We start from the raw sequence: 14168 nt of genomic DNA on the forward strand, positions 1-14168 counted from the left end.
TGGGAGAATCTAATGGCAATAGTCGTAGACCAAACCTTTGATGGAAATTTTGATCCAGGAAACCCCCCAACGCTTCCAGCGGCGGTAACGGTTGTTCCAATTACAATTGATGATGTGAACGATGACGGGATTATCGACACTGCCAATGGCGATACTGTGAATGGCAGTCTTGTTACTCAGGTGTTCAATGGTGACACCGTTACAATTGGCGGCGTTACGATTACAGGTGCAACGCTCTATACTGCGGATGGCGGTCGGTACTTCACCCCAACCGATGGCAGTATTCTATCTGATGGCACTGTGACGAATGTTGGTTTTGTAACAACGTCTACACAGCTTATGCTTGATGATTTTGCGCCAGCGTGTTTCGCCGAAGAAACGCTCATCGAAACAGCGCATGGGCCTAAGTCTGTGCAGAATTTAACCGTTGGGGATCTTATCCAAACCAAAGACAACGGGTATCAACCGCTGAAATGGATCGGAAAATCGGTCGTGGCGGGCACAGGTAAATTTGCGCCTGTTACATTTGCGCCCGGCGCAGTGGGCAACAGTGGCAAGCTGCGTGTCTCTCCGCAACATCGCATGCTTATTTCTGGTTGGAAATGCGAATTGATGTTCGCAGAATCTGAAATGCTCTGTGCTGCAAAACATCTGGTTGGATTTAATGATCGCATTTACACAGAACCCTGCGAAACGATCACTTACTATCACCTGATGTTCGACCAGCATGAAATTGTGGTGTCCGAAGGCGCTTATTCTGAAAGTTTCTTCCTTGGCGGAGAAGTTGCCAAATCCAATCGCGAATCCTACCTCGAAATTGCTGCACTCTTCCCAGAGCTTGTTGCTGACGGCTCATTGGACTGTGCACGTTATCCAGCACGCCCCTTCCTGAAAAAGCACGAAGCTGCCGCGCTGTTTGCGATTTCGTTTCATTAACGAATCTTAACACCCGATCGTTCTCAACACACTTTCGGGTACAAAGTTGGCTAATTTGCTTTTTTCCCATCCGATCAAAGATTAACCAACCTTAACACCCAAAATTAACCTTTCCCCCAAACAAAAAGGGCGCCCATCGGACGCCCTTTTCACTCAATTTCAGCGGTCTTTAGAAGCCTGCTTTGATCTTCTCAAACTCAGCGATCATCTTCTCACGAAGCTGTTGATCCATCGGCTTTTGCGCCAGTACAGGAACGTCCACCGCACCCAGACCAGCACCATCGAGCGCCTCTGCGCCCAGCACGTCCATCTGCGCTTGGTTGCCGTGGCCATAGCCCCATTCGCTCACGATATACGCGGATGATGACGGGTCCATCCAAGCGTTGAAAAAGTCGTAAACCTTGTCATCGCCATTTGGCCCGTCTTTCAAATCAACATAGCCACAGAACCATGTGGAAGACCCTTCTTTTGTTGACCGATTGGCGGCAACTGGCACTTCTTCTGCTTGCAAGGTCACAGGTGTTTCGTTCCATGCCCAGGCCACAACAACTTCGCCTGATGTCATCAACTGACCCAGTTCCGCGCCATCCGCCCAATAGGCGCGCACGAACTGATGCGCCTCGCGCAGCCACGCGTTGGCCTTTTGGAAATCTTCCTCTGTGGCCTTGGACCAATCAGACAGGCCCGTCGCCAAATACGCCAGCGCGTAGACGTCATCCACATTGTCTGGCAGGGAAATACGGCCTGCGTATTTAGGGTCTTTAAACACTTCGAGCGTATTCATCTCTGCCACGTCCACCAAATCAGTGCGATAGGTTAACGCGGTGGAGCCCCAATCAGCAGGAAGCATGTAATACTCCCCATCAATTTTGAACGCTTCCTTCATGGTTTCGTTCACTTCGTTCCAACGGGTAATGCGGCTCGTGTCGAGCGGATCCAGAAGCCCAGCTTCATGCCACTTGGAAACAGATTGGCTACACGGATGTGAAATGTCGGCTTTAAAGCCAGAGCGCAGTTTTTGGAACGCTTCTTCTTCTTCCCCAAAGAAGGCAAACGTCGGGGCTGCACCGTGCTTTTCGATGTACTTCTGGAAAAATCCTTCGTCCTCATAGCCGGACCAATCGAACACGATCAGCTCTTCATCCGCAGCAAATGCAGATGTGGCAACGATGAAACCGGACAGAACAGTCGTCGTTAATAGTTTGTTAATTTTCATGATATCTCCCTGATATTGCGTAAGTCTTTTCCCGCCACACCCACGCGAGTGGCCTTCAAAGAAGCTAGTCGAAGATTTTCCACACGTCTAGGGATTCGCTTAATTCTTTGCCAGCCGCGCCGTTTGGTTCGCCCGCACAAACGCCACGATGAAAATCGCGGTCAGGATCAAAATGATCGTCGGCGCAGGGGCGCTATCGATGTAAAAGCTGACATAGACACCCAAAAAACCAGACACCAGCGTCACGCACACGGCAATAACCAGCATCATGTCAAACCGCTTGGTCAGCAAATACGCAATGGCACCGGGTGCAATCAACAGGCCAATGGACAGGATAATCCCCACAGCCGACAGGGTTGCCACAATGGTCAGGGAAATCATCGCCAGCATCCCATAATGCAACCATCCAACCCACAGGCCAACAGCCTGTGCTTGCACAGGATCAAACGAATGCAGCATAAAATCCGCCCGTTTCGCAATCATCACCACCGCCACAAACGCCGCAATCAAACCCGCTGTCCACAGTTGATCTGGCCCGACGCCCAGCATGTTGCCAAACAGAATATGATCCAAATGCACGTCCGTTGTGACCTTGGTATACAGAACAATCCCAAGCCCAAACATGCCCGAAAACACGATCCCCATCACCGTATCCTGTTTCACGCGACTGTTTTCAGACAGGAATCCTGTTAACAACGCACAGATCATCCCCGCACAAAACGCCCCGATAATCAGCGGAATGTTGATCAGATACGCCACCACCACACCTGGTAAAACCGCATGGCTGATCGCATCCCCCATCAGGGACCAGCCCTTCAAGACAAGGTAACAGGACAGCAAACTGGTGGGCACAGCCACAATCGCCATCATCAAAAACGCGTTGTTCATGAAAGCAAATTGAAACGGTTGCAGCAAAGTTTCAATCATCCGTTCAACGCCTCTGCCGCACGGCGTCTTGATGCCAAATACCCGTGTTTTGGGGCACAGAAAAACGCGACCAAAAAGATCAGCGTTTGCAAACACACAATCAAACCACCCGTAGCTCCATCCAAGAAAAAGCTCAGGTAAGCGCCGACAAAACTGGTGATGGAGCCAATCGCAACACTGACGATCAACAAGCGTGGAAACCGATCCGTCAGCAGATACGCTGTTGCACCGGGCGTCACCACCATCGCAATCACCAAAAACGCCCCAACGGTTTGCAACGCCGCAACGCAGGACGCAGACAACAGTGTGAAAAACACCACCCGCAGCAGATCAGGTTTCAATCCAATGGACCGTGCGTGGTTTTCATCGAAAAACGTGACCATCAGGTCTTTCCACTTCACCAACAACACCGCCAACGTCACAAAACCAATGATGGCCAGCTGCCATTTATCTGATGGTGTGATCGCCAAAATATTGCCAAGCGTAATGGTCTGAACGCTCACAGACGTGGGCGACAGCGACACCATGAACAGGCCCAACCCGAAAAAGGATGTAAAGATCAGCCCGATAATCGTGTCTTCTTTCAGCCCAGATCGCTGGTTCAAAAACAGCATCGCACCCGCCGCCAATCCTCCCGCCACAAACGCACCAAGCGCAAAGGGCAAGCCGATCATATAGGCCCCTGCAACACCAGGCACAATCGAATGGCTCAGCGCATCACCGATCAACGACCAGCCCTTTAGCATCAGATAAGCAGACAAAAAGGCACACACCCCGCCAACCAGCGCGCTCACCCACATGGCATCGAACATGTAAGAATAGGTGAACGGCAGGAACAGCGTTTCCATCATTCCGCGTCTGCCTTTTTCGTCTTGTCGGTCTCATGGCCATAAACAACAAACGGACGTTCATCATCGGTGATCACGCGCACTTGGCGGCCATCATCGTCGTCATGCAAATCGGACCCACCCAACACGAAATGCCGCAGAACACCGCCAAAGGCGATCTCCAGATTTTCGTGGGTAAAGGTGTCTTCCGTCGGGCCATAGGCCAGAACCGTTTCTTTCACCAATACTGTGCGATCACAAAATTCGGGAACAGAACCAAGGTTATGGGTCGATACCAGCATAACGCGGCCTTCGTCCCGCATTTCACGCAGCAGGGCGACAATCGCGTCTTCGGTCTGCACATCCACGCCCGTAAACGGCTCATCCAGCAGGATCACTCGCCCCTCTTGCGCCAACGCCCGTGCAAGGAACACGCGCTTACGCTGGCCCCCTGATAATTCGCCAATCTGACGGTCGCGAAACTCCAGCATGTTGACCCGTAACAGCGAGCTTGTCACCGCATCACGATCAGCCTGTGATGGTCGCCGCAGAAAGCCCATATGGCCATAGCGCCCCATCATCACCACGTCCTCGACCAGAACGGGGAAGGTCCAATCTACCTCTTCTGATTGGGGGACATAGGCCACAATATTTTGCGCCAACGCTTGTTTCACGGGCATACCCAGTACCGAAATCTTGCCTTTGGCGGCGGGAACAAATCCCATGATCGCCTTAAACAGCGTCGATTTCCCTGCGCCATTCACCCCAACCAACGCGGTGATTGTACCTGTCGGAATCTCAAAACTCGCATCGCGCAGCGCAGTGTGCCCGTTGCGATAGGTTACGGTCACATCCTGTGCTGTGATGCCAGCACCACCGCTCACTTGGTAAGCCCTGCTGCAATGGTTTCCGACGTGACCCGCAGCAAATCAATGTAGGTCGGCACAGGGCCATCTGCTTCGGTCAGACTGTCCACATACAACACCCCGCCGTATGCTGCACCCGTTTCGCGCGCCACTTGTTTTGCAGGGGATTGGGACACTGTGCTTTCACAAAACACAGCGGGGATGTTGTTGTTCCGCACCCCATCAATCACCTTGCGCACCTGTTGTGGCGTGCCTTGTTGATCCGCATTCATCGGCCACAGATACAGTTCTTTCATCTCAAAATCACGGATCAGATAGCTAAACGCGCCCTCACAAGTCACCAGCCAACGGCGGTCTTCTGGCACTGCCAAAACAGCGGCTTTCAACGGCGCGATCGCATCCGTTATCTGCTGTTTATACGCCTCTGCATTCGCCTGATACGCATCCGCATTGTCAGGGTCGTGCATCACAAACGCATCACGGATATTATCCACATAGATCAGCGCATTGGTCAGACCCATCCACGCATGGGGGTTCGGTTTGCCAAGATATTCGCCCTCAGAAATGCTCATCGGCTCGATACCATCGGTCAATGTCGCACTTGGCACATCTTTCAGATTGCGAAAGAACTGTTCAAACCACAGCTCCAGATTCAGCCCATTCCACAGGATCAAATCCGCATCTTGCGCCCGAATAATATCGCGTGGCGTTGGCTGATATCCATGAATTTCCGCACCCGCCTTTGTGATGCTTTCCACCACCGCCACGTTCCCAGCAACGTTGCTCGCCATGTCAGCAATCACAGTAAACGTTGTGACCGCCTTAAACTTCTCTGCCTGCACAGGGGCGGTGATTGCCATCAACGCCACTCCTAGAACGGCCAAAAAACCAGATTTTAACATTCTCACCGTACTTTCCTTAAGTCCGAGCTGTTAGTTGCATATGAGAATTATTCGCAACTGTAAAGCAAACGCCAATCAATCCACCGTGACCAGCACGCAGGGATCTAGCTTCGCCAGTCGAAAAATCCAGAGCCTGCTTCTGCCAACACTTTTTCGGCCATGGCACGGCCCGCATCGGCCCCATCGGCAATGGCAACTGTCACATCGTCAGAAACCGCCTCAGACCCATCGGGGCGCAACACTTCACCACGCAAGCGCAGATTGGGGCCATCCAATTCAGCAAGCCCTGCAATTGGCGTTTCACAGGATCCATCAAGGGCCGCCAAAAACGCCCGTTCTGCCGCCAATCTTTGACCTGTTGGCACATCATGCACCGCGCCTAACATCTCTTGAACCCGCTCATCATCGATGCGCCGTTCAATTCCGATGGCCCCTTGGGCCACAGCGGGCAGCATGTCATCGGTTTCAATGGGATGCAGCGGAACATTTGGAATTTGCATACGGTTCAACCCCGCCATGGCCAAAAACGTGGCCTCGGCAACACCGTCATCCAGCTTTTTCAAACGGGTCTGCATGTTGCCGCGAAATTCCACAACGTGCAGATCGGGGCGTCGCACCAACAATTGCGCACGGCGCCGCAGGCTGGATGTTCCAACAACTGCACCATCTGCCAAATCCGCCAACCCAGACACACGGGGTGAAATGAACGCATCACGCACATCTTCGCGCGGCAGATAGGTATCCAGAATCAACCCATCGGGCTGGGCCACGGGCATGTCTTTCATCGAATGTACCGCGATATCAATGTCGCGGCGTAACAGCGCATCTTCGATCTCGCGCGTGAACAACCCTTTGCCGCCAATGTCTTTGAGCGGGCGATCCAACACCCGATCCCCTGTGGTTTTAATCACTACAATCTCAAACGCTTCAGGCATAAGAGCAAAGGCTTTGGCAAGCCGATCACGGGTTTCATACGCCTGTGCGAGCGCAAGCGGAGAGCCACGTGTTCCGATTTTTAAGGGCTGGTCTGGACTGGGCAAATTCTGTGTCATGGCCTGTTCCTAGCGTTCGAAACTCTGACTGACAACTCTTGTATCTCCGACCTTCGCTAAGGCATATTGCGCCCAACTCAGATCAGGAGCCTTTGCGCCATCATGAAACCTCAAAAAACCATCCTGCGTGCCCTTGCGGGGGAAACTCTGCCGACCCCTCCGATTTGGATGATGCGCCAAGCAGGCCGCTACTTGCCCGAATATCGCGCCACCCGAGCGCAGGCAGGGGATTTCTTGTCGCTGTGCTATAACTCAGAACTGGCAACCGAGGTGACATTGCAACCGATCCGCCGTTACGGATTTGATGCGGCAATTCTGTTTGCCGATATTCTGCTGGTCCCCCAAGCCTTGGGCGCGGACCTGTGGTTTGTCACGGGCGAAGGGCCACGCCTGTCCACCATCACAACGCAAAGCGAACTCGATGCGTTGAAACCCGCAGCCGACATTCACGACCACCTGAACCCGATCTACACCACCGTGAAAATGTTGTCCCAAGAACTGCCGTCTGACACCACACTTATTGGTTTTGCAGGCGCGCCGTGGACCGTGGCCACCTATATGATTGCGGGGCGTGGTACGCCCGATCAGGGACCAGCCCACGCGCTTAAAGCGGAAAACCGAGCAGTGTTTGACGGGCTGATGACCCGCATCACCGAAGCCACAATCGCCTATCTTCAGATGCAGATTGATGCAGGGGCCGAGGTGGTAAAACTGTTCGACAGCTGGGCAGGATCGCTGCTCGATCAGGACTTCATCGACTATTCCATCAAACCGATGCAACAGATTACCGCAGCGCTGAAAAAATCCCACCCAAACACGCCCGTTATCGCGTTTCCGCGTGGCGCAGGTGAACGGTATCAGGGGGCACACGCCGCCATTGGGTCCGCTTGTGTTGCGGTGGATGATGGCGTGGATGCTGCATGGGTGGCCCAAACCGTGCAACCCGATGGCTGTGTTCAGGGCAATCTGAAATCATCCCACATGGTCACAGGGGGCGATGCACTGGTTGCGGAAACCCGCCGCATTGTGGATGCGCTAAAAGGCGGGCCGCATATTTTCAACCTTGGACACGGCATTACACCAGACGGCGATCCAGAAAATGTGCAGCTTATGATTGATACCGTGCGGGGTGGTTAATACCACTTCGCCATAGGCGGCAGACTCATCAAAACCGCATTGGCGTCATGGCCTGTTTCCAGCCCAAACTTGGTCCCGCGATCATAGACAAGGTTGTACTCCGCATAAAGCCCGCGATGGCGCAGCTGCGTGTCTTTGTCCGCGTCATCCCAGTCTTGCGTCCGCCGTTTTTCAACCAACGGCACATAGGCAGGCAAAAACGCCGATCCCACATCTTTGGTCAGCTGGAAATCCGCCGCCCAATCCCCGGTGTTGCGATCATCAAAGAAAATACCACCAACCCCACGGGCACGATGGCGGTGCGGGATGTAAAAATACTCATCCGCCCAGGCCTTCAATTCCGCATAAAGCGTATCGCCATGGGGATCACACGCGCCTTTCATGGCCGAATGAAAATGCGCGGTGTCCTCGTCGTATTCGATACAGGGGTTTAAATCCGCACCACCCCCAAACCACCACGCATGGGGGGTCCAAAACATCCGCGTGTTCATATGAACCGCTGGCACATGGGGGTTTTGCATATGCGCCACAAGGCTAATACCCGACGCCCAAAACCGTGGATCATCCTTAATACCAGGAATGCCTTTGCGCGCAGCCATGGCATTTTGCGCCCGCTCGCCAAGCGTGCCGTAAACAGTTGAAATATTTACACCGACTTTTTCAAACACGCGGCCACCGCGCATCACGCTCATCTCACCGCCGCCGGCATCGGACCCATCTTCGGTACTGCGTTTGGTTTTTGTCACCTCAAACGCGCCCGCAGGCGTTTCACCGCCCTGCGCGGTTTCAATCCCAACGAATGCCGCGACAATCTCATCACGCAGGGATCGGAACCAATCCGCAGCTTGCGTTTTTTCGGTTTCAAAAATCTCGGTCATGGGATCAGAATCCTGTTTTCTTGGCAGCGCGATCAAAGATCATGCCCCTGTGTTTGGCAAGATAGATCGACAACCACGGCGTATAGGTCGCAGGGTTTTGCGCCACATCCTGTACCAAATCATCCATGACAACCCAGCGTGTGGCCATCACCTCGTCTGGGTTCAGCGCCAATGGCAGGTCGTCCGTTGTGTCACAAACAAACACCTCCACCACCTCGTGTTCGATCAACCCGTTGCCCACGTCTGCGCGGTATTCCACCTGCCCGCGGTGTTGCGGTGACAGCCCCGTAATGCCCAGTTCTTCTTGCAATCGACGCACGGCGCATTCGGCGGCAGGTTCATCCCATTCAGGATGGGTGCAACAGGTGTTCGCCCACAATCCAGGTGTATGATACTTGCCCAGCGCCCGCTGCTGGATCAACACCTGCTCCCCTGCCATCACAAAAACCGACACGGCCTTATGGCGCAGACCCTGTTGATGGGCCGCCAGCTTTTCAACGGGCTGCAATACGCCGTCGATCCATGCTGGGATCATAATGTCAGTGCTCATCGGTGTCTCCGCCAATTGCGATGCGAATCATCGCATTTCCTTTCCAGAGCGATAATCTGCATTCACGCGGTCGCCAAGCATCTACCGCGCCTCGGGCCAAACAAGGCGAAACCCATGATGCGTTGTGGTGCTGTCAGGCGATGACCCAGATCGCGCCGCAATCCGATACCGATAGCAATAGCTTTTGTGACATAGAAACGACCCACCCTTTGACAGCTTATATCCGCGCATATCTGCCAATCGCGCCTTCACGCTCTTTTTCAGCGATTTGATGGAATAGGTATCTTGCGTCCACTCCCATACATTGCCCGCCATATTATAAAGCCCATAGCCGTTTGGCGCGAACGACATTGCTGGCGCGGTTGTACCAAACCCATCCGCCTTGCTATTGGTCTGTGGGAAACTCCCTTGCCAGATATTGCAGGGAAAGGTTGATGTGTCGTCAGGCTCTTCTTCGCCCCACGGAAATTTCGCCGCGCCCAAACCACCGCGCGCCGCATGTTCCCATTCGGCCTCGGTCGGCAAACGCCCGCCCGCCCATTTGGCATAGGCTTGCGCATCATTCCACGACACATGCACCACGGGGTGATCGGGATGATACGCATCCTGCATCGTGTCTGGCCCATTGATGTGTTGCCAATTGGCCCCTTCAACACGGCGCCACCATTCGATGCCTTGCACCGCCTGTGTCGCCCCGAGCCGCTCAGGAACCTCGCTCCAAAACACGAACGACCAGCCAAAAGCATCCGCCTCTGTCACATGACCTGTGTCATCAATGAACGCTGCAAATTCTGCGTTGGTAACAGCGGTTTTTCCCATCCGAAACGGTTTGATTTTCACGCGGCGCAGCGGTGTTTCTCCATCATCAGGAATGCCCCCCTTGTCCGTACCTACAAACCCTTTGCCCCCCGGAATGGGCAGGGCTGCTGCGCTTAAATCAATCGCACTTACCTTATCCGCACCGCCAACGCCCTTTGATTGGTACGTGCCACGGGACGGGGTGCAGCACCCTTTAATTGTATCATCCATATGCGCCTAACCTCATCACCAAGGCGTTTCTGACGCCCGTGCCTGTATATTATTTGCGGCTACGATTACGGTCGAGAGGGCGAAAAACAACCCACAATCGTTGCAATAACAACATGATCAGTTGTGTGCGTGCCACGATGCTGGAATAACATCCGCACTGGCAACCGTTCAGGAGGAAAGCCGTGCCCCGCCGTTCGAAAAAGAAAATTTTGGCTGGTTGTCTCACCCTAACCATTGCAGCGGGGATGATTGTGGCATGGCCAAAGTTGCAACCGACCTACACTGCCTTTGCGCAAAAACAAAAGTCTGGTGAACTGGAACAGGCCCTACGCCTCGCTTTGTTTAATGGTGCAAAAGACCCCGCCACATTTGATCTATCAACCCTGCCCGAAGGGTATCTGGACAGCGCAACTGAACGGGCAAAACGACCAGAATTCAAAGTTGTCAAAGCAGGTAAGCCAACTGGGTCCCACTTCGACGCGCCCGCGCGTGACCAGTGGTGGCATAGCTTTGGTGACAGCACCTCTGCCAAATATGCGGATGCGCCCGACCTCACACCAGATACGGTTGGAAACCTAAATCGGGCATGGGTCTACGATACACCAGATCACCAAATGAATATTCAGGCGACGCCGATTTTCACAGGCCGCCTCATCGTGTTTCCAGATGCGCAACATCACATCGTTGCAGTCGAACCAGATACGGGCAAAGTCGTGTGGCGCTTTGACCCCCAAATCCCTCAGCCCGCAAAACGTGGTTTGATCACCTTTGAATCCAATGGCACACGCAAAATTGCCTTTGTCGCTGGTGGCCGCATTTTTGTGTTGAACGCAGATACGGGGCAACCTGACGTTGGCTTTGGTCGATCAGGCAGTAAATCCATCGGCTACACCACCCGAGTTGCCCCTCAAACGGATGGTGATACGATTTATGTTGCCAGCCTGATGCCCGCCATTCACGCCTATGACCTTAAAACCGGTCGCCACAAATGGACGACAGACTTGTTTTCATCGCGGGTGTTTGCCTCAACCTTCTCGCGGTTTTTTTCAGACAGCTCGATCTTGGCTGGGGCGAATCCTTGGGGCGGCTTGTCATTTGATCCCGACCGCAAGCTGATTTTCACCACGCTCAGCAACCCTACACCTGTGGCAAAAGGCGCGCTGCGCCCAGGTCCCAATCGCCCCGCCAACAGCGTTGTGGCGATCAACACAACGGATGGATCGGTCGCCTGGATATTTCAAGAAATCGAACATGACCTATGGGATTTGGACGTAGCCGCCCCGCCCGTATTGGCCAACATAGATCGAAATGGGGCTCCCCAAGACGTCGTGGCTATCCCCACCAAAGCAGGCAATTTGATGCTGCTTTACCGCGACACGGGGCAACCTGTGTTCGATTGGCGGCTGCGCAAAGCACCGACATCGACCATCAAAGGGGAATACACCGCGCCCTATCAACCCGATCCAATCTTGCCAAAACCTTTTGCAAAAATGGCGTTTACCACATCAGATTTTCCAAAGGATAACACCAATATTTCAGACACCACAAAAACCAAACTGTCCACGGCAACCACTGGCTTTTATGCGCCGCATGTGCCCAACAAAGACACTGTATTTTTCGGCCTTCATGGCGGCGCGATGCACACAGGTGCGGCCCTTGATCCTGCCACATCGACGCTGGTCATTGCCGCATCGCATGTGCCAAATGCGTTTGCCCTTGTGGATGAAAATCGCACGAACAGGCGGGTTGCGTCCCTAAACGGCAAAGGGGCCGAAATTTACACAAACAATTGTTCCGCTTGCCATGGTTCAGTTTTGCAAGGAGGCAGCGGCCCAGCGCTAACATCGCTTAACCCGGCTCTGCGCCAAAAACAGTTCAATCGCATCGTCCAAAACGGCCTGCGCTCTATGCCAGCGGTTGATGGTCTGTCCCAATCCGATCTGTCCGCTCTTTATGATCTCCTGATCCGCCATGACGGCGTCACATTCGCCACAGCAGAAACAGACACACCGACAAGTGACGCAAAAAGGGTACGCACTGCCTATCAAAAGATCGTAGATGACGATGGCTATCCTGCCTCCAAACCGCCATGGGGGACGCTCACTGCCGTTGATCTCAACACAGGCCTGCACAAATGGCGCATCCCGCTTGGCAGGTATCAGGCATTAACAGATCAAGGTATCCCGCCCACAGGGACCGAAAACCTCGGAGGGCCGACAATTGTGTCTGGCGGCGTGATTTTCGTTTCAGGTACAAAGGATCGCAAATTACGCGCAATTGATCTGCGCACCGGGAATGAGCTGTGGTCCGATGATTTGCCATACATCGGATCGGCCTCTCCTATGGTGTATCGCTATGGCGGCGCGTCTTATGTTTTGGTACCTGCAACGGGGGGAGGCACGCTGGCGTGTCCGTTGTCATATAAAGTGGGACATCAGAGCGGCTTGAGCATTGGAGGCTCTGGCTCGTTAGTGTGATTGATTATGCTGCTTGTTTCTGATGTTGCAAGCGACGTTGTTTGATTGTCTGTTTCTTGATCCTCTTCCTTTCTCTCAGAATGGCTTTGTCGCGGCCGAAGTAGACATCGGCGGGTGTGACGTTGTTCAGGCTCTCGTGGTATCGTCGGTTATTGTAATAGTCGACGAAGGCCTCGATCTGGCGCTCGAGATCGCCGGGCAGATAGTAGTTTTCTAACAGCACTCGGTTCTTCATCGTTTGATGCCATCGTTCGATTTTGCCTTGGGTCTGTGGATGGAACGGAGCACCACGGACATGATCCATATTTTGCCCTTCCAGCCATTCGGCCAGGTCGCCAGATATGTAACACGATCCGTTATCGCTGAGCAGGCGTGGTTTGTGCCGAACAACCGCTTGGTCACAGCCTGATGCTGTCAGAGCGCGCTCAATCGTCTCGGTCACATCACTGGCCCGCATGGTTGTACACAGTTTCCATGAGATGATGTAGCGGCTGTAATCATCCAAGATCGTAGACAGATAATACCACCCCCAACCAATGATTTTGAAGTAGGTGAAGTCTGTCTGCCACATCTGATTGATGGCGGTGGTTTTATCCGTGAACTCGTTGGCTGCTTTGATCACCACGTAGTCTGGTGCTGTGATCAGGTCGGCTTCCTTGAGAATGCGATAAGCTGATGATTCTGAGACAAAATACCGCTTTTCATCGGTGTATTTGACTGCCAGCTCGCGCGTGCTCAGCGCCTCGTGTTCCAGCGCAAACGCGATCAGGTCGTCACGACGATCATCGGGGATGCGGTTCCAAACGGATTTAGGGCATGGCGATTTGTCAGCCAGCCGGTCAAACCCGCCTTCGAGATATAAATCATACCAGCGATAGAATGTGGTGCGTGGAATGCCCAGCATGTCGAGGGTCTGCTTGGTTGGCAGATGTGATCCCTCGACGGTGCGGATGACCTCCAGCTTCTCAGACGCAGGGTATCTCATTCCTCGAACTCCCCAGCCCCTGTCATGCTTTTTTTGAGAAGCCGGTTCTCAAGCGTCAGATCGGCCACGCATTCCTTCAAGGCCATAGCTTCTGAGCGTAGTTCTTTCACTTCAGGGGATGTGGCCTGACGCGCCGTATCGCCAGATAGACGGCGTTTGCCTGCTTCAAGGAATTCTTTCGACCAGCTGTAATACAGGCTCTCCGCGATGCCCTCCCGACGGCACAACGCTGAGATGCTTTCTTCTCCACGCATCCCTGCCAGCACAATGCGGATCTTCTCCTCCGCCGAATAGGTTTGACGTGTCTTGCGGCGGATGTTCTTTACCAATTTATCTGCAGACGCTTTGCTGCTTCCGGATTTCTTGTTCATCTTCACTCCATGAAG

Annotated in this window: 13 protein-coding genes; 3 read left to right on the plus strand and 10 right to left on the minus strand. The window is 53.5% G+C overall.

All coding sequences use genetic code 11. The annotated features are described in order from the left end of the window. Window positions 1-12: 12 nt before the first annotated feature. Window positions 13-936 carry a Hint domain-containing protein gene (locus QBD29_RS17055; RefSeq protein ID WP_280099281.1) on the plus strand — a complete coding sequence of 308 codons (924 nt, stop codon included), beginning with the start codon at window positions 13-15 and terminating at the stop codon, window positions 934-936. Between the two features lie 169 nt (window positions 937-1105). Here QBD29_RS17055 and QBD29_RS17060 read toward each other — a convergent pair whose 3' ends face one another. From QBD29_RS17060 to hemC, 6 genes are all read right to left on the minus strand, one after another. Beyond that, the gene (locus QBD29_RS17060) at window positions 1106-2152 is read right to left on the minus strand and encodes an ABC transporter substrate-binding protein (protein ID WP_280099282.1); all 1047 of its coding nucleotides are present in this window, start codon (window positions 2150-2152) and stop codon (window positions 1106-1108) included. A 99-nt stretch (window positions 2153-2251) separates the two neighbouring features. Beyond that, the gene (locus tag QBD29_RS17065) at window positions 2252-3079 is read right to left on the minus strand and encodes a metal ABC transporter permease (RefSeq protein ID WP_280099283.1); all 828 of its coding nucleotides are present in this window, start codon (window positions 3077-3079) and stop codon (window positions 2252-2254) included. Continuing rightward, complete coding sequence (locus QBD29_RS17070; protein WP_280099284.1) at window positions 3076-3930, minus strand: metal ABC transporter permease; 855 nt, start codon at window positions 3928-3930, stop codon at window positions 3076-3078. Before QBD29_RS17070 ends, QBD29_RS17065 begins: the two co-directional genes overlap by 4 nt. Further along, complete coding sequence (locus QBD29_RS17075; protein WP_280099285.1) at window positions 3927-4790, minus strand: manganese/iron ABC transporter ATP-binding protein; 864 nt, start codon at window positions 4788-4790, stop codon at window positions 3927-3929. The genes QBD29_RS17070 and QBD29_RS17075 overlap by 4 nt, the downstream gene beginning before the upstream one ends. Next, window positions 4787-5632 (minus strand): metal ABC transporter substrate-binding protein, encoded by an 846-nt coding sequence (locus QBD29_RS17080; RefSeq protein ID WP_280099286.1) that lies wholly within the window; start codon window positions 5630-5632, stop codon window positions 4787-4789. Before QBD29_RS17080 ends, QBD29_RS17075 begins: the two co-directional genes overlap by 4 nt. A gap of 146 nt (window positions 5633-5778) precedes the next feature. Further along, window positions 5779-6726: a hydroxymethylbilane synthase gene (hemC, locus tag QBD29_RS17085; RefSeq protein WP_280099287.1), complete on the minus strand. Its 948-nt coding sequence runs from the start codon at window positions 6724-6726 to the stop codon at window positions 5779-5781. Between the two features lie 102 nt (window positions 6727-6828). Here hemC and hemE point away from each other — a divergent pair, with 102 nt between their 5' ends. After that, entirely contained in the window at window positions 6829-7863 is a 1035-nt protein-coding gene (gene hemE / locus QBD29_RS17090; RefSeq protein ID WP_280099288.1) for a uroporphyrinogen decarboxylase, read from the plus strand. Here hemE and hemF read toward each other — a convergent pair. The 3 genes from hemF to QBD29_RS17105 all read right to left on the minus strand — a co-directional run bounded on the left by hemF (window position 7860) and on the right by QBD29_RS17105 (window position 10320). Continuing rightward, entirely contained in the window at window positions 7860-8741 is an 882-nt protein-coding gene (gene hemF / locus QBD29_RS17095) for an oxygen-dependent coproporphyrinogen oxidase (RefSeq protein WP_280099289.1), read from the minus strand. The genes hemE and hemF overlap by 4 nt on opposite strands. 4 nt (window positions 8742-8745) lie before the next feature. Next, the gene (gene idi / locus QBD29_RS17100; RefSeq protein WP_280099290.1) at window positions 8746-9291 is read right to left on the minus strand and encodes an isopentenyl-diphosphate Delta-isomerase; all 546 of its coding nucleotides are present in this window, start codon (window positions 9289-9291) and stop codon (window positions 8746-8748) included. A gap of 81 nt (window positions 9292-9372) precedes the next feature. Further along, window positions 9373-10320, minus strand: a complete 948-nt coding sequence (locus QBD29_RS17105) for a formylglycine-generating enzyme family protein (protein WP_280099291.1) — start codon at window positions 10318-10320, stop codon at window positions 9373-9375. A 182-nt stretch (window positions 10321-10502) separates the two neighbouring features. Between QBD29_RS17105 and QBD29_RS17110 the strand changes: the two genes are divergently transcribed. Continuing rightward, window positions 10503-12797 (plus strand): PQQ-binding-like beta-propeller repeat protein, encoded by a 2295-nt coding sequence (locus QBD29_RS17110; protein ID WP_280099292.1) that lies wholly within the window; start codon window positions 10503-10505, stop codon window positions 12795-12797. Window positions 12798-12801: 4 nt separating this feature from the next. On the opposite strand, the gene QBD29_RS17115 is transcribed toward QBD29_RS17110, so the two are convergent. Next, window positions 12802-14153, minus strand: a protein-coding gene (locus QBD29_RS17115) for an IS3 family transposase (RefSeq protein WP_280098781.1) whose coding sequence is annotated in 2 segments (ribosomal slippage) — window positions 12802-13817 and window positions 13817-14153 — 1353 coding nt in all. Because the reading frame shifts where the segments join, the coding sequence is not laid out codon by codon here. Between the last annotated feature and the right edge of the window lie 15 nt (window positions 14154-14168).

It is taken from the genome of Amylibacter sp. IMCC11727 (assembly GCF_029854195.1).
GTDB lineage: Bacteria > Pseudomonadota > Alphaproteobacteria > Rhodobacterales > Rhodobacteraceae > Amylibacter.